Origin of the sequence: Psychrobacillus mangrovi (assembly GCF_037104765.1) — a bacterium.
GTDB lineage: Bacteria > Bacillota > Bacilli > Bacillales_A > Planococcaceae > Psychrobacillus > Psychrobacillus mangrovi.
On record NZ_JBAWSY010000004.1, the window covers coordinates 1 to 17,283 of the forward strand.

At 35.7% G+C, this 17,283-nt stretch carries 13 protein-coding genes; 10 read left to right on the forward strand and 3 right to left on the reverse strand.

What is annotated here, in order from left to right; genetic code table 11:
- Positions 1 to 181 precede the first annotated feature (181 nt).
- The gene (gene gdhA / locus WAX74_RS07735; protein WP_336497085.1) at positions 182 to 1,564 is read left to right on the forward strand and encodes an NADP-specific glutamate dehydrogenase; all 1,383 of its coding nucleotides are present in this window, start codon (positions 182 to 184) and stop codon (positions 1,562 to 1,564) included.
- A 549-nt stretch (positions 1,565 to 2,113) separates the two neighbouring features.
- Positions 2,114 to 2,599: a C40 family peptidase gene (locus WAX74_RS07740; RefSeq protein WP_336497086.1), complete on the forward strand. Its 486-nt coding sequence runs from the start codon at positions 2,114 to 2,116 to the stop codon at positions 2,597 to 2,599.
- A gap of 51 nt (positions 2,600 to 2,650) precedes the next feature.
- On the opposite strand, the gene WAX74_RS07745 is transcribed toward WAX74_RS07740, so the two are convergent.
- Positions 2,651 to 3,742, reverse strand: coding sequence for a CdaR family transcriptional regulator (locus tag WAX74_RS07745; protein WP_336497088.1), 1,092 nt, complete (start codon positions 3,740 to 3,742; stop codon positions 2,651 to 2,653).
- A gap of 127 nt (positions 3,743 to 3,869) precedes the next feature.
- Between WAX74_RS07745 and WAX74_RS07750 the strand changes: the two genes are divergently transcribed.
- From WAX74_RS07750 to WAX74_RS07765, 4 genes are all read left to right on the forward strand, one after another.
- Complete coding sequence (locus WAX74_RS07750) at positions 3,870 to 5,000, forward strand: glycerate kinase (RefSeq protein ID WP_336497089.1); 1,131 nt, start codon at positions 3,870 to 3,872, stop codon at positions 4,998 to 5,000.
- Between the two features lie 15 nt (positions 5,001 to 5,015).
- Positions 5,016 to 6,359 (forward strand): GntP family permease, encoded by a 1,344-nt coding sequence (locus WAX74_RS07755; RefSeq protein ID WP_336497090.1) that lies wholly within the window; start codon positions 5,016 to 5,018, stop codon positions 6,357 to 6,359.
- Positions 6,360 to 7,029: 670 nt separating this feature from the next.
- Positions 7,030 to 8,106, forward strand: a complete 1,077-nt coding sequence (locus tag WAX74_RS07760; RefSeq protein ID WP_336497091.1) for a branched-chain amino acid aminotransferase — start codon at positions 7,030 to 7,032, stop codon at positions 8,104 to 8,106.
- Between the two features lie 43 nt (positions 8,107 to 8,149).
- Complete coding sequence (locus WAX74_RS07765; RefSeq protein ID WP_336497092.1) at positions 8,150 to 8,944, forward strand: gamma-glutamyl-gamma-aminobutyrate hydrolase family protein; 795 nt, start codon at positions 8,150 to 8,152, stop codon at positions 8,942 to 8,944.
- Positions 8,945 to 8,958: 14 nt separating this feature from the next.
- On the opposite strand, the gene WAX74_RS07770 is transcribed toward WAX74_RS07765, so the two are convergent.
- Positions 8,959 to 9,627 carry a transposase gene (locus WAX74_RS07770; RefSeq protein ID WP_336497093.1) on the reverse strand — a complete coding sequence of 223 codons (669 nt, stop codon included), beginning with the start codon at positions 9,625 to 9,627 and terminating at the stop codon, positions 8,959 to 8,961.
- A 203-nt stretch (positions 9,628 to 9,830) separates the two neighbouring features.
- Between WAX74_RS07770 and WAX74_RS07775 the strand changes: the two genes are divergently transcribed.
- From WAX74_RS07775 to WAX74_RS07785, 3 genes are read left to right on the forward strand one after another with little or no spacing between them, the layout of a single operon-like run.
- Complete coding sequence (locus WAX74_RS07775) at positions 9,831 to 10,595, forward strand: response regulator transcription factor (protein WP_413788935.1); 765 nt, start codon at positions 9,831 to 9,833, stop codon at positions 10,593 to 10,595.
- Positions 10,585 to 11,946 (forward strand): sensor histidine kinase, encoded by a 1,362-nt coding sequence (locus tag WAX74_RS07780; RefSeq protein WP_336497095.1) that lies wholly within the window; start codon positions 10,585 to 10,587, stop codon positions 11,944 to 11,946. The genes WAX74_RS07775 and WAX74_RS07780 overlap by 11 nt, the downstream gene beginning before the upstream one ends.
- 38 nt (positions 11,947 to 11,984) lie before the next feature.
- On the forward strand, positions 11,985 to 13,136 hold the full coding sequence (locus tag WAX74_RS07785) for a hypothetical protein (protein ID WP_336497096.1): 1,152 nt from the start codon (positions 11,985 to 11,987) through the stop codon (positions 13,134 to 13,136).
- Positions 13,137 to 13,556: 420 nt separating this feature from the next.
- Here the strand turns inward: WAX74_RS07785 and WAX74_RS07790 are convergent, their stop codons facing one another.
- The gene (locus tag WAX74_RS07790; RefSeq protein WP_413788936.1) at positions 13,557 to 14,537 is read right to left on the reverse strand and encodes a proline dehydrogenase family protein; all 981 of its coding nucleotides are present in this window, start codon (positions 14,535 to 14,537) and stop codon (positions 13,557 to 13,559) included.
- 281 nt (positions 14,538 to 14,818) lie between these two features.
- Here WAX74_RS07790 and WAX74_RS07795 point away from each other — a divergent pair, with 281 nt between their 5' ends.
- A complete protein-coding gene (locus WAX74_RS07795) occupies positions 14,819 to 17,134 on the forward strand; it encodes a 5'-nucleotidase C-terminal domain-containing protein (RefSeq protein ID WP_336497097.1) in 2,316 nt (771 codons plus the stop codon).
- Positions 17,135 to 17,283: the final 149 nt, after the last annotated feature.

Sequence of the window (17,283 nt, forward strand, 5' to 3'; positions counted from 1 at the left end):
GTTAGTGGGGCCAGGCACCAGTAACAACCCTGTAACATACTGGAAACTAAAACCTGGAATATACTGTAGTGGAGTAAAATGGGATGTATATTTATAATATTTTATTTATAATTACATTGAAAATATCTTAATTTTTCGAGATAATAGAAATATGTAAATGAATGACGGGAGTAGATGAGCTATGGAGATTGCTAGAGATGTAAAGGGTGAATTAAAAAGTAGAGCTAACGATTATGTGCACGAGGTATATGAATTAGTGAAGAAACGTAACCCAGATGAAAAAGAATTTTTACAGGCAGCAAGAGAAGTTTTTGATTCGCTTCGTCCTGTATTTTCGAAGCATCCGGAGTTTATATATAATGGCATTTTGGAACGAATAACAGAGCCAGATCGAGTTATTACATTCCGTGTTGCTTGGGAAGATGACACTGGGAAGGTTCAAGTAAATAGAGGTTTTCGCGTACAGTTTAACAATAGTCTTGGGCCATATAAAGGTGGAATTCGTTTTCATCCGACTGTTAATAGTAGTATCATGAAGTTTCTTGCTTTTGAGCAGACGTTTAAAAATGCATTGACAGGTCAACCTATTGGTGGAGGTAAAGGTGGTTCTGACTTTGATCCGAAGGGGAAATCCAACCGTGAGATTATGCGGTTTACCCAAAGCTTTATAACAGAGCTTAGTAAATATATTGGTGCCGATATGGATGTTCCAGCAGGGGATATTGGTGTTGGAAAAAGAGAAATTGGCTATATGTTCGGGCAATATAATCGTTTAAAAGGCGGTTACGAAGCTGGGGTTTTCACTGGTAAAGATCCAAATCATGGTGGTAGCCTTGGTAGAAAAGAAGCAACAGGATACGGCTGTGTTTATTTTGTAGAAGAAATGTTGAAAGAAAAAAGCAATAGTTTTAAAGGGAAAACCGTTATCGTCTCTGGTTCTGGAAACGTTGCTATATACGCGATGGAAAAAGCAATCGAGCTAGGTTCGAAAGTTTTAGCTTGTAGCGATTCTAACGGATATATCTATGATCCAAACGGCATTGATGTTGAAACAGTAAAACAGTTAAAAGAATTTGATAATAAAAGAATTCAAGAATATATAAAATTTCATAAGGGGGCAACTTATTCTGAAGGATGCACAGATATTTGGAAAGTTCCTTGTGATATTGCATTACCTTGTGCAACCCAAAATGAATTGGAAGAAAAAGACGCTGCCATTCTTATTGGAAATGGTGTAATAGCTGTTGGAGAAGGTGCAAATATGCCTTGTACAGAAGAAGCTGTTCTATTATTCCAAGCCAATGGTGTTTTATTTGGACCAGCCAAAGCGGCAAATGCTGGTGGCGTGGCTGTTTCTGCAATGGAAATGTCCCAAAACAGTATGAGATTGTCTTGGACAGTTGAAGAAGTGGATGAAAAGCTAAAGTTGGTAATGAGAAATATTTACGAAAGCTGTCATAATGCTGCTAACAATTTTGGTCATCCCGGTAACCTAGTGGTTGGAGCAAATATTGCAGGATTCTTGAAAGTAGCAGATGCTATGGTAGCACATGGTGTTCACTAATTAATTTAACGTTCCAGGTGATATTGACCTGGAACGTTTTTTTTATCAATATTAAAGTCTCCTCTGCTTCTAGGTAATTCCTTTCAATGTGTATGAGCTATAGAAAAAGCTTTATAGATATTATGCAGGCATGGAAATTTAAATGATTATGTGACTATTAATTTTAAAAAAAGATAAACAGATTGTTACAAAAGTATTACGGGTGCCTGGCACCAGAAATAGACCTGAAATAGTCGTGAAAGAAAACTTGAATGAACTCTGGTTATGATTTAAGGGGTGGATTGTCGGAAAAAGGTGTCTTTAGATGTGAGTATATTAAATACTTCCGCGATTTACAAATTAAAAAAGCGAAAAATAGTACTTTATATATAATTTTATCTATTTTGGAATAGATAAAGTTTAGGAGTTTCCAACTAATCTTGTAATAGATTTGTTACACAACTGTAAACTCGCAAATGTTTAGTTCGTGTTAATATGGGTATAGAGAAATTTTCAGGAAGTTTTTGTTAGAATTTTTTTCGAGTTTACATCTTTTGGAGGAACATAATTTTGACTTCTTTGTTTAAAAAAATCATCACTATCTTTAGTTTAACTGTAGTTTTAGCCGCGGGAACATTTGCAGGAAATACAGAAGCAGCAAGCTCTGTAGCATCGACACAAATCGTATCAAGTGCGAAAAGTCTAATAGGAATTAAATATCGTTATGGTGGAACAACGAAGGCAGGATTTGATTGCTCTGGTTTCATTGGTTACGTGTACAAACAACAAGGTGTTAAATTACCTAGAACAGCAGCAGGTATGTATAGTACAGGTAAAGCAGTAAAGAAAGCTAATCTTGCAGTGGGAGATTTAGTATTCTTTAACACAACGGGAAAAGGTGTCTCTCATGCGGGGATATACATAGGTAGTGGAAAATTTATTCACGCTTCTTCTTCTAAAGGTGTTAGAATCGACAAATTAAATGACCCATATTATTGGGGTAATAAATACGTTGGAGCTAAAAAAGTTGCAAACGTTTCAGTAGCGAAAAAATAATCATATAAATAGAACCGTTTCGGCGAATTATCGCTGAAACGGTTTTTTTGTCTATTTTTTTACATCAGGAGCTAAACACCACAAAGCAATTTGGAGGATGATTGCGTCTTGAAATACAGTCGGATTAAAACCAGTTAGTTTGCCTATTTTTTTGAGGCGGTATGTTAATGTGTGCCGGTGAATGGCCAAAGTATCCGCGCAAATTCCGAGTTGTTGGTTGCAATTAAAGTATTCTTGTAATGTTAGGAGTAAATTTTCGTTTAGACCACTTAATATTCGATTAGTAAATTGCTTTGCTTCTCGGGAGTCATGTTTTTTAAATAAGGAAAACACTTCAACATCCTCAAAATAGCTGACGTTTTTATTCGGGAGCCCATACGTTAGTGCAGTTTTGGCCGTTTGATAAGCAATATGAACTTCTTCGATGGAGTGTGCAACTTGTCCAACTCCTATTGGTAATACCTCATACTTTTTTAGATTAGATGCAAGTGCATCTAATTTCTTTTTTATTAATTTTTCATCCAGACCAGATATAAGAATAAAATGTTCATTTAATTGATAATGTCCGACCAAGAGAGAATCTCTTTGAAAGAAGTACTCAATTCCTTGCAATATGGTTTGATAGGATTTAGATTCGGGATTAATTTCTAACATCAAGGCGTAAAAAGGGGGTTTATTTACAAAGCCTATTTTGTTTATTCGTTCATAAATTACATTTTGAAGCGGCTGACCACTCATCAATTCTTCAAAAACCATTTCTTGCATTTTTCGTTTATATTCACGTTCCGACACGATTAATGCTTGATGAACCATCATTTCCGTCGTAAGCTGGACAAGGGTTGCAATCTCTTCGATTTCACTGGGTTCTCCAGTAATCCCTATAACCCCAACTAATTCATTTTGAAAAAATATTGGCAAATTTATTCCTGGCTTGGTTTTTGGGAATAAGTGTTTATTTTCTTCCGTAATCCACAATACCTTCTTCGTTGCCGCAACTGCTACCGCACCCTCATGAATGCTGTCTACGCGGAATTGATCGCCAGAAGCAAGAATAATTCCATTTGTTTGCATGACATTAATATTTCTATGTAGTCGCAGCATCGTTTGTTCAACAATCTGATTGGCTAGCTGTTTAGTAATCATAGAACCTCCATAAAGTATAAAAATTTCCTTGTTGTAGTACAGTATTTTTGTACTTCAAGTATAATGTAAATTTCGAAATCTGACACTATAATTTTATGTAAGCGCTTAATTAGAAGGAGTTGTTTACGTGAAAGTGGTCATAAGTCCTGATTCTTTCAAAGGTTCATTAACAGCAACGCAAGCTGCTTTTGAAATAGCTGAAGGAATTAAAGAAATTGATTCGTCCATTGAAACTGTATTACTACCTGTTGCAGATGGTGGTGAAGGTACATTGGAGCCGCTGATTATTTCTACAAATGGTAAAACCATTCATGTAGAAGTACATGATCCAATAGGTCGACTTATTCAAGTGGAGTACGGGGTTTTGGGAGACGGAGAAACTTGTGTTATTGAAATGGCAAAAGCATCCGGTTTAACGCTTTTACAAGAAAATGAAAAAAATCCGCTCATTGCTTCCACATTTGGAACAGGAGAGTTAATCCTACAAGCTTTAGATCATGGATATCGGAAATTTGTTGTAGGCCTAGGTGGAAGTGCAACAAATGATGGTGGTACTGGTATGCTTCAAGCACTAGGAATGAAGTTTCTAAATAAAGATGGATTAGAAATTAAGCCAGGAGCCGAGGGGCTTAAAGATTTAGTTGAAATTGATTTATCTGATTTTGATATAAGAATACAAGAATCTCATTTCATACTAGCTTGCGATGTCGATAATCCGTTTGTTGGCACTAATGGTGCTACCGCTATTTTTGGTCCACAAAAAGGCGTAACACCTGATTTAGTGGATAAGCTTGATCAGAATTTATTAAATCTAGCAAATAGAATTGAAGATTTAACAGGAATCTCTCTACATAGCCAACCTGGATCGGGTGCAGCTGGAGGATTGGGAGGTGCTTTTTTAGCATTTTTCCCATCTGAATTAAAACCAGGAATTGAAGTTGTCATGAATGCAATTGATTTTCTTCAACAGATCGAGGGAGCAGATATCATCATTACTGGAGAGGGAAAATCTGATCTTCAAACACTTTCTGGCAAGGCGCCGATTGGAATTGCGAATGCCGCTAAGACAAAGGATATTCCCGTAATTTTACTTTCAGGTTTTATTGAACAAGCAAGCATTTCAGCATTAAGTTCTTATTTTTACAAACTCGCAAGTGTAGCGGATGGCACTATCTCTCAAGAAGATTCTATTCAGAATGCTGCTCATTACTTGCGAATTAGAACAAAAGAGATGATGGGATCCATTTTAGGAAAATAAAAAGGGGTGGGAAAGATGTTATTTTTAGTGATTTTTCTCGGTGTTGTATTAGTTGTAGTAGCAACAGCAGTGTTCAAGCTTCATCCATTTTTAGCTTTGTTAATGAGTGCGTTCTTCGTAGGAATTGCTTCTGGGATGCCACTGCTGACTGTAGTCGAAAATGTAAATGCCGGCTTCGGTGGACTTATGACGAGTATCGGAATTGTAATTGTTGCAGGAACAATCATTGGGGTTATTTTAGAAAAATCTGGTGCGGCTTATCGTATGGCAGAAGTGGTGCTTCGTATTTTGGGGGAGAAGCGTCCACAGTTAGCAATGTCTATTATTGGTTTTATCGTTTCCATTCCGGTATTTTGTGATTCTGGTTTTATTATTCTTTCTAGCTTGAAAAAGTCTTTAGCGAAGCGTGCAAAAGTGAAAGTTGCATCGATGGCGATCGCACTTTCAACTGGTTTATTTGCGACTCATACACTAGTTCCACCAACTCCTGGACCGATAGCAGCTGCAGGAAACATAGGAGCTTCTGACTATTTAGGTACCATCATTTTAGTTGGTTTATTAGTAGCAATTCCAGCAGTGATCGTAGGTTATCTTTGGGCAATAAAAGTAGGTACGAAAATTGAAGTAGAAGCGGATAATGAAGAAGCACTGGATTATGAAGATGTAATTAAATCATTTGGCAAAATGCCTTCTACATTTAAATCGTTTCTACCAATCGTGTTACCAATTATATTAATTGGTATTGGTTCAGTAGCTGCGTTAACAGGCAGTGACTCAGGATTTACGCATTTTCTACAGTTTTTAGGAGCACCAACAGTTGCATTATTATTCGGAGTATTGGCTTCGTTTTTATTACTACCTGAAATCAATGAAAACACTTTATCAGGATGGATAGGAGAAAGTTTGAAAGAAGCGGCACCTATTTTATTAATAACTGGTGCAGGTGGATCGTTCGGAACGGTAATTAAAAACTCTGGTGTTGCTGACCAATTACAGCAGATGGATTTAGGAGCACTAGCAAACGGTGCATTATTCTTATTAGTTCCTTTCCTTATTGCAGCGGCATTAAAAACGGCACAAGGTTCTTCTACTGCGGCACTAGTTATTACATCATCTTTAATAGCGCCAATGCTTCCTACACTTGGAATTGAAGGAGCACTTCCACTAGCGTTAGTTGTTATGGCAATCGGAGCTGGAGCAATGACAGTAAGCCATGTAAACGACAGCTACTTCTGGGTCGTAACACAGTTTAGCGGAATGAAAGTAACAGATGCATACAAAGCTCAAACAATGGCAACCTTATTGCAAGGAATCACTACAATTATAGTTACAATGATTCTTTGGTTTATACTTGTCTGAAAATGACAAAATTGTTACAGGTGCCAGGCACCAGTAACAATTTTGAAACAAAAATCCCCTCCAACCTGTTAAGGGTTTTGGAGGGGATTTGGTTTTTTTAGTCGAAGTAGAGCATGTCGTCACGGTAGTTCTGTTTTAAGTCAGATTCTAAGAAGTTTAAGTAGCGTACTAAAAGTTGGGATGCTTTACCTCTAGTTAATACTTCATTCGCATGTCGCGGAATTTTGGAACAATTAAACGTTCTACTTTTGGTGTTTTATCTTTATTTAGATAGATTGTTCCTGACCCGAATCAGAAAAGGATATTATAAGTGTATTCTGAATCCATATTAGAAGAGCTAATAACGGAATTTCCACCCACAAAAGTGGTTCGTATTCTAGCACTGTTGATTTACTATTAGAAACCTTGCTAGTAACAAACGAGGTTCCTTCTGGGGTAACGAATTCATAATCAATAAATTGAGTATCCGTAGACCCCTTGAAATTGTTACATAAACATGAATTTTCTATCAATTTTAGAGCTAATTCAGGAGATTAAAAGATTTTTTTGAAAATAATGATGAAAAGGTATTTCTAATTTTCGTAAAAGTAGTATAATTGCATATAATATATTGCACACTGAAAAAAGTTGCAATTTAATAATCTTATAATTGATAGGGGAAAAGTACGTCATGAGTAATCTAAAAATTCAAATTACACCAAGTGAGAACAAAAAAGAAAAATTGTCAGCAGATCAGCTCGTTTTCGGTAGAACTTTTACAGATCATATGTTTATCGCAGATTATACTGAAGGAATAGGTTGGCATGATCATCGCATTGTCCCTTATCAGCCAATAACTCTAGATCCATCTGCAACTATTTTGCATTATGGTCAAACTGTTTTTGAAGGTATGAAAGCTTATTTATCTAAAGATGGTATTATTCGTTTATTCCGTCCAGAAGAGAACATGAAACGTATGAATCACTCATGTGACAGACTAAGCATGCCTAAAATTAATGAAGAGGATGCACTTGAAGCATTAAAGCAATTAATTGAAATAGATAAAGAATGGATTCCAAAAGAACCTGGTACTTCCTTGTACATTCGTCCATTTATGATTGCAACAGAGCCTCATTTAGGCGTTTCAGCTTCACTTACTTATAGCTTCATCATTATCATGTCACCTGTAGGTTCTTATTATAAAGAGGGTATTCACCCTGTTAAGATTCTAGTAGAAAGTGAGTATGTGCGTGCTGTTGCAGGAGGAACGGGAACTGCGAAAACTGCAGGGAACTATGCTTCAAGTTTAAAAGCACAAGAAGTTGCAGATCGTGAGGGATATTCTCAAGTTCTTTGGTTAGATGGAATTGAACGAAAATATATAGAAGAAGTAGGAAGTATGAACGTGTTCTTCAAAATTAGCGGTGAAGTAGTTACTCCTGCTTTAAATGGTAGCATTTTGGATGGTATCACACGAAAATCGATTATTCAATTGTTAAAACATTGGGGTGTTCCAGTAAACGAGCGTAAAGTATCTATGGAAGAAATTCGAGAAGCGTATCTTAACGGTAAATTAGATGAAGCTTTTGGAACAGGAACTGCAGCGGTTATTTCTCCAATCGGAGAACTTCGTTGGAAGGGTGAGCTGTTTTATGTAAATAACGGTGAAACTGGAGAAGTATCTAAAAAACTTTATGACGCATTAACTGGTATTCAAAAAGGAAATATAGAAGATCCGTTTGGCTGGGTAGTAGAAGTGAATGTATAAAATATAGTTTGCTTTCTGCGATGCATTGGACGGAGGAATAAAAATGAAACCACTAATAGGTATTTGTGCTAACTATTTATCAAATGATACTGCAGGACTGGAAGCAGGTATTGGTGCTAAACATCAAGAGTGGCAATTACTTGCAGATGACTATATTATAGCGATTGAACGCGCAGGTGGAATACCTGTTATACTGCCAATAACAGAGGATATTGAAACGTTATCTCCTCTATTAGAAAAATTGAATGGTGTATTATTCTCAGGTGGGTCGGATATAGATCCAAACTTTTATGGTGAATACCCACGTTTCGGATTAGGAATGATTGAGCCGAAACGCGATATTCATGAAGTGAGTCTTGCTCAAAAGGTTTTGATCGAAACGACATTGCCTGTCCTTGGAATTTGCCGTGGGATGCAATTATTAGCAGTGGCAACAGGGGGGACTCTTTATCAGGATTTGAAATCTCAAAAGCCTGATGGAATTAATCACTTTGTGCCAAAAGCGCTGAGACATCATGCCTTTCATCCAGTAAAGATTGAGAAAGAATCAAAGCTTTATAATATTTACCAAGTAGAAGAAATTGGCGTTAATAGTTTTCACCATCAAGCAGTAAAAGAATTAGGTAAAGGATTTAAACCAACAATGTCTGCACCTGATGGTATTATTGAAGGGATGGAATGGGAAGATCCCCGTTTTGTAGTTGCAGTGCAATGGCATCCTGAAATGATGGAAGGTCAAGTAGCCTCTATTCGCCCGATTTTCACAGCTTTCGTGGAAGCATGTAAGGCTGATAATCCTATTCTTTCTGTAGTATTGGAATCTGAAATTATAGCGTAAATAGACATCCTCTCTTATGTCAACATTAGTTGATGAAGGGGAGGATTTTTTTGTTCTAAATTTTTTCTGAAATTCTCACAATAAGTACAGTAATCGGGTTGTTGTATTTCAGGATTAGTTTCAATTAATGAAGGAAGAAAGTCTGTGTTCAAAAACGGATGCACTGTTTTTATTTGATGAAAATAGTATTTATACGAACTATAATTGTAGTCTTCCATTTTTTCTACTAATGCTCTTGTTGTAGTTATCGGATTTTGGTGAATATAGCAACTTACATTCAATAGACTAATGGGATCCGACACCATACTTGCATAATAACGAGTCTCATAAAGCTGCCCAAAATAATTATATTTTCTTTTATAAAATTCCGAGTACCGTTTATTCAATATTGCCATGACATTCGACAACGGTTCTTCAGGAGACCGAATCAATAAATGATAATGATTGTTCATTATGCAGTACGCAAGAATGCTAAAAGGATACTTTGCATAAGCGTATTCGAGCGCACGAAAAAAAAGTGCAAAATCCCCGCTATTTAAAAATATATTTTGTCGGTTATTCCCTCTCATCGTCACATGATAATAAATCTCTGGTTGCCAAATTCTTCTAATTCTGCCCAATTGATATCCACCTCCGTTATTTCCAATACCATATAACAAAACTAAAGTAAGCACAATTGTCACAATTTGCATCTTTCTGCGACAATTTAATTTTGATAGAGTTAAGTATTCAAGAATGAATTTTTGCTCACAATTTAACAACTAAAATAAAATTTTTAAACCTGTTTTAAAAAAGCGGACTTGTTACAGGAGTGTTACTGGTGCCTGGCACCAGTAACAGCACCAGTAACAACTCTGTAACATAAATGAATGGGATGTCCAATGGGATGAACGGAGTGTGGAGTTGTGTGATAAAATGGAAGAAAAGAGGGGGAGGGATTAGGGTGAAGGAGCAGATATTAATTATTGAAGATGAAGAGAATATTGCACGTGTTTTGCAATTAGAACTGGAGTTCGAAGGGTACTCAGTTGATATTGCGTATACCGGTACAGATGGGTTAATAAAATATCGAGAGAAAGAATGGGATCTAATTCTGCTCGATTTGATGTTGCCAGGATTGAATGGGTTAGATGTTCTTAGAAGAATTCGAACAACGGAATCGGATACTCCTGTCATTCTACTAACTGCTAAAAGTGATCTAGAGGATAAGGTGACGGGACTTGATCTTGGTGCGAATGATTATGTGACGAAGCCTTTTGAAATAGAGGAACTGCTAGCTCGTGTCCGCTCTGCTATCCGCTTTTCTAAAACTGCACCAGTTCTCCCTTTGAAGGATGAAAACATACATATTTTTGAGTCACTTATTTTAAATGAGAATACGAGAGAGATATCTCGAAATGGTCAATCAATTAATTTAACCCCACGTGAATATGATCTATTACTATATATGATGAAACATCCTAACCAGGTATTGACACGAGAACAGCTACTCGATGCGGTATGGGGCTTTGATTACTACGGAGATACAAATGTGGTAGACGTATACATAAGATATGTTCGAAAAAAAATCGAGGAGAATCAGAAAGCTTCTCTTATTCAAACTATTCGTGGAGTGGGTTATGTTTTGAAGGAGTCTAAGCATGAAGCTTAAAACAATAATTCATCTGTTTTCTACTTTTTTAACGCTTATTATTTTAAGTTTAATGAATATAGGTGTTTATATTATTTTTGAAAAAATGGCTTATGATACTGAATATAAGCAGCTAAATTCGGATGCAGATGAACTGATTACCGCTTTAAGCAAAATGGAAAAGGAAGAAGATGCAGCCACCATTATGCGAGCTTTTATTCCGGTAAAAGGTGCAATTCGTGTGAGTAATACGAAAGGTGAAATGCAATTATTTGTTCAAACAGTTGATGAAGTAAATAACTATGTGCCAGAATTTGAAACTGGTGAGCGATATTCGATAGGAACTTTTAAAGGGACTCCAATTCTAACGATTAGTAAACCGGTTATTTGGGTCGACGGAAAAGTGAATGAAGTGCAGACATTGAAATTATTAGATGACGTAGATAATAACTTAGAGTTTCTTAGACTCATATTAACTGGTGTTACGTTAGCAGGTATGCTCCTAATGACGATTTCCAGTATTACACTAGGAAAGATTATAACAAATCCAATTGAAAAACTAATAAATACAATGTCACAAAGTAGACTTTCTGGGAAATATCAAAAAATTGCTGTCCCGCGAAATGCTAAGGATGAAATGACGCAAATGGGCATTGCATTTAACGAAATGATGGATCAGTTGGAACAAAATTATAACAAACAGGAACAATTTGTTTCAGATGCCTCTCATGAATTGAAAACTCCTTTGACTGTTATTGAGAGTTATGCGAAACTTCTTTCTCGACATGGCTTTAGTAACACTGAAATTGCCAACGAATCTGTTCAAGCAATTATTAATGAGACAAGTAGAATGAAAGAAATGATCTCTCAAATGCTATTACTTGCAAAGAGTAATGAACAATCCATGCGGAACTTTGAAACGGTTGATGTGTTTGAACTGGTTGAAACTACCTTACATTCTATGCGGACTGCATATAATCGAAAGTTTTTATTAAAAGGGGAAGGTTCCATCTATGCAAACACCGATTTAGAGCAATTAAGACAATTGCTTTTCATTATTCTTGATAACGCTCGAAAATACAGTGAAAAAGAAATTAAAACGACTATATCCGAAAATGAAGAGGGAACTATCATTTCAATTATGGACTATGGAAATGGCATACCTAAAAAAGATTTAGAGCATATATATGATCGTTTCTACCGTGTAGATGAAGATAGGAATAGAAAAACTGGTGGAACTGGTCTTGGCATGGCAATCGCAAAAGATATTGCTACAAGAATTTCTGCAGAGCTTACAATTGAGAGTGTAGTAGGCTTTGGAACAACTATTCATATTTTTATTCCTAAAAGCCAAATTCTCATCAATTTTTAATGTTCGTGAAGTATGATGGTTTTAGGGGGGAAGCGTGAGTGAAATTTTTCAAAAGAAAAGGATTCGTACCTGTTTTTAGTGTAATTGTAGTAGCTGGAGGCATCGTAGTTTTTCTAAATATCAACGAAAATAATAAACAGTCGATATCTGAAAATGAAGTCCGCTCCCATCTTGAGCAAATGTATGATGCAGAAGTTGCGGGAGTCACGATGAAACAGGATGTTTACAAAGCTTTAATTACAAAAAGCGGTTCTGTGTATGTGGTGGAAATGAACGCAGTCACTGGAGATGTATATTCCCTTGAGGAAACAGATGAGTTTGTCGTAGAGAAAGCAAATGTCAATAAGGAAGAGTCGATAGAAGCTGCAACAGAAAAAACTCTTGTGATTTTTGAAGAACCATTATTAAAAATAGACGATACTACTAATTCTGTGGCACAGGTAGATATAGTAAAGCCACCAACGAAAATAATAATTAATGAGAAGCCTAAAAATTCTAGTAAGATATTAGAAAAAAAAGAAAAATCTATATTAGCTGAAACTATTACTCCAAAGGGTGTTTTGTCTTCTCAAATAAAAATAGAGGACAAGCCTTCTGTTGTTGTAAAGGAAGAAAAACCAATTACTGAAGTATTAAAAGAAGCTTTAAAAGATGTTTTAAAACCAGAAACTTCTAAGGCCGACGAAACAAAGGAAGAAAAACCGAAAGATGAAGTTGCAAAAACGGAACCTGTCAAAACCGAAGTAACCAAGACAGAAGTAACTAAAACCGAAGTAACTAAAACAGAAGCAAGCAAAACAGATGTGGCCAAGGAAGAGTCAGCTAAATCCGAGTCTTCTAAAACTGAAGAGACAAAATCGGGCGAAACCAAGGTTGTAGCACCGTCACAATCACCGTCACTTACAGCTCAAGCCGAAGCAAAGAAACCAGAAACCGAACAAAAGACAGAAAAACCAGCAACTATTTTGATTTCTGAAGATCAAGCAATAAAAACTGCACAACAGCAGGTGAAGGGTACAGTAGAAAGTAGCTCATTTGTAAAAACAAATGAAGGCGGCTACTATTTAATCGTAATGAAAGCAACTTTATCTGAGAGTGACTCAAAAGATACAGCCAAAGCAAAACAAACAAAAGCAACGATCCAAGTGCATTCAATTTCAGGAAAAATTCTTACGGTCACATGGGAATAAGAAATTTCTCATCAATTTCTAATAAATCTCTATGCGTATTCTCATTTAATTGGTTTACTATTAAGTTAACAAATGAATAGTAAGTAAAGTTGATGAACTTGTTTAGAAGGAGCATGTTCAGAAAACTTCAGTATAATAGGGGAAACAACAGCGATAAAACAGTTTTCTTAGAGCGAAGAAAACGAAGTAGAAGGCATAAAATTTACGGCGATTTAAATAAAATAATCCTTGAGCGATAACAAGGAAAATACCAAAACACCTCATTCTACCATTCCCCGTAGAATGAGGTGTTTTTTTATTACAGGAGTATTACTGGTGCCTGGCACCAGCAATACTCCTGTAATAATAATTATAGGTTTTCCCAATAAATAAAAAACACTGTATTGCCATTAGATTACGGCAATACAGTGTTTTCGCTTTTTAGCGTCTGTTTTTATTTCGTTTTGTGATTCTTCCAAGTGCGAACGCACCAGCTGCGATTCCAATTAACGTGTTTGTATTTTTATTGAATACTTGTTTCACTACAAGATTCATGTTTTGTGGACGTTCTGCTAAACGACGCATGAAGTATCCGTACCAATCTTGACCGAATGGAACATACGTGCAGAAGTTATATCCTTCATTTGCCAGTTCCAATTGCATATCTGTACGGAAACCGTAAAGCATTTGGAATTCGAATTTGTCGTTCGGAATATTGTTGTCTTTAATAAATTGTTTTACATGGTTAATTACATTATGATCGTGTGTTGCGATAGAAGTAAATTTACCATTCAATAGGTGCCATTCAATTAGTTCAATATAGTTTTTATCAATGTCTTCTTTTGCTTGGTATGCATATTCTTCTGGCTCTTTATATGCACCTTTAACAATTCGAAGGCGGAAGTTTTTATATTTTTGAATGTCTTCTGCCGCGCGATAGAAATACGCTTGAATAACTGTACCTACATTATCGTAATCTTTTGAAAGCTCGTCCAAGATGTCAAAAGAAGGTTGTAAGTGTTTATGTGATTCCATATCAATATTGATGAATGTTCCGTATTTATGAGCAATCGCTACTATTTCTTTTAAGTTTTCTAAAGCGAAATCATAGTCAATATCTAAGCCAAGCTGAGAAGGCTTCAATGAGATATGTGCATCTACTTTGTTCTCCTCGATTGCTTCAATAACTGCAATGATTTGGTTTTTTGCTTCTAAAGCTTCTTCTTTTTTAAATACAAATTCGCCTAAATTATCAACAGTACAAGAGATTCCGACTGCATTTAATTTTTTAATGCTCTCAATTGTTTCTTCAACGTTCGTACCAGCAACTACATGCTGTGCACCCATTTTTAAACCGTATTTTTTTGCTGCCCCATTTAATAGTTGATTTTCAGATAATGCGATAAAAAAATCTCTTAACATAATGATACTCCCATCTCTGTTTGATGCTTTATTATACCATAGAATCAAAAGAGTAATCATTAAAAGAGAAGTAGAAATTGTCTTATAAAACAAGTACTTAGGGAATTAGGAAGATTCTTGTCGAGTCTCCATTGAGTTATCATTTTTCTTTACAATATTTACTTGGAATTATCAAAATTTTAACACTTGCGATATATTGGCAATTAAGTTAATTTAGAAATAGTGGGTACATATAAATCTACTAATAGATTAATTGCTAAATCATTATTAGGAGGTAAGTTATGAAAAACAGTAAGGTCAAAAAATCAGCGGTTGCAGCGGTTATTGCAACTTCATTATTCACCGCTTCAAGTGTTACATTTGCGGCTAATTCTCTTCAAAGTGTAGTAGACAATGCAAGAAAAGACATTAAAAATGCTTCTTATTCATATGTGCTTCCCGCACAATCAGGTAAGGTAGCAGCAAGCGCTGATTTGTACAAAGCTTTAAATACTGCGAAAGTAAACTACCAAAAAGCAAGAAATGAAATCATCAAATCTAATGCTAAAAATAAATCCACTTTACTGAAAAACTTAGATGATCTGTACCAAGAACGAGTAACAAAAGGCATTGTTCCATACATTGATGCATATAACTATGCAAATAAATATTTAACTCCGATCATGAACGAAATAGAAAAGGCTGAGTCTGCTAAAGACTGGGCAAAAATTGAAAAAGAATATCACAAACTTTCAGCTCAATTAAAAACAAGAACAGCTATCCTGTATCGTTTTTCTGGGAAAGCTGCTCGCGATTTATTACTAGATCAATATAAAAAGCCAGCTGATTTGAAACGATCAGAACTAATGGTTCCTGTAACAGTTTATATGAAAGCTACTCAAGCTCAAGCACTTTTTGCGGCAGGTAAAGAAGAAGAAGCTTCGAAAGTTCTTGAATCAATTCGACCACTGTTAGAAAGATTACCAAGTGAACAAAAGCTTCCAGCAGTAAAAGAACTACTTGCATTCGTTGAAAAAGTAAATGCAGAAGTAAATCCAGGATTTACATTATCTCTTATGCATGTAAATGATACACACGCAAATACACAACAAGCACCAAAACGTTTAACAGCAATTAAAGAAGTACGAGCTGAAAAACCATCTGCACTATTAATCGATGCTGGTGATGTATTCTCTGGTACTCTTTATTTCAATGAGTTCAAAGGACAAGCTGATTTGGAACTTATGAAATTAATGGATTATGATGTGATGACTTTTGGTAATCATGAATTTGATTTAGGATCGACTCCAGAAGGACATAAAGCGCTAAGTGAATTTATTTCAAAATCCAACTTTCCATTCGTTAGTGCAAATGCTGATTTTTCAAAAGACGTAAATTTAAAAGGTTTGTTTAATGTAAACGTATCTTCTGACCCGAAAGATGGTCAAATTTACAGCGGTATTATTAAAGAAGTTGATGGACAAAAAGTTGGTTTATTCGGTCTTACAACAGCTGAAACTGCTGATATTTCTAGTCCAAAAGATGTGACATTTACGGATTATATTAAAGCAGCACAAACGATGGTAGATGAATTTGAAAAACAAGGCGTTAATAAAGTAGTAGCAGTAACTCATATTGGTTATGATGATAACCCAACATATGATAACGATTTACTTCTAGCAGCAGCTGTTAGTGGAATTGACGTAATCGTTGGTGGGCATAGCCATACAAAATTAGAAAAACCAGTAGCAGTTACCAAGGATAAAGATGGTAAAGAAAAAGATCCTACTATTATTGTCCAAGCTTCACAGTATAGTGAATTCCTAGGAACTTTGGATGTAGAATTTAATAAAGAAGGTAAAGTTGTAGGGCATGCCGGAGAATTAATTCCTATTAAAGATCAAAAAGAAGATGCAGCTGCAGCTGAATTATTGAAGACGTATAAGGCAAAAGTTGAAGAAACTAGTAAAACAGAAATAGGGGTTTTAGCTGAAACAACATTAGAAAACCCACGGACAGATGGGGATGATACGAAACCAAGTGTACGTAAAAACGAGACAGTACTTGGAAATATCATTACAGACGGAATGCTTGTAAAAGCTAAGAAGTATAATGATAAAGTAATTATGGCTCTTCAAAACGGCGGAGGAATTCGTGCTTCAATTGATGCTGGTCCGATTACAGTTGGGGAAATAATTACAGTTCTTCCTTACGGTAACACTCTAGCAACAATGGAAGTAACTGGTGCTGAACTAAAAGCTGCTTTTGAAATTAGCTTTAAATCATATCCAAAAGAAAATGGCGGCTTCTTACATGTTTCTGGAGCAAAAGTGGAATTTGACTCCTCTAAGCCTGCTGGAGAACGTGTTGTTTCTATTAAATATAAAGCTGCTGACGGTACTTTTGTAGAACTTAAAGATGATGAAAAATATGTCATAGCTACAAATGCATTCACTGCAAAAGGTGGAGATGGCTATGATGTATTCAAAAAAGCTTACGAAGAAGGCCGTGTAACAGATCTGGGTCTTTCCGATTGGGAAAATCTTCAAGAACAACTTCAATCTATGAAAACAGTTAAGAATGAAGTAGAAGGCCGTATTGTAGATGTAAAAAAATAATAAATTAATAGAATCAAATCCTCGCTCAAATTAAATAGAGTGAGGATTTTTTTATTGTTATATCAACTTTGAATGTTTAAATTATTTGTTTGAGGGTATGCAGAATGAAGGTAGAGATCTTAATACAGAAGCCAGTACTTACTTTCCAA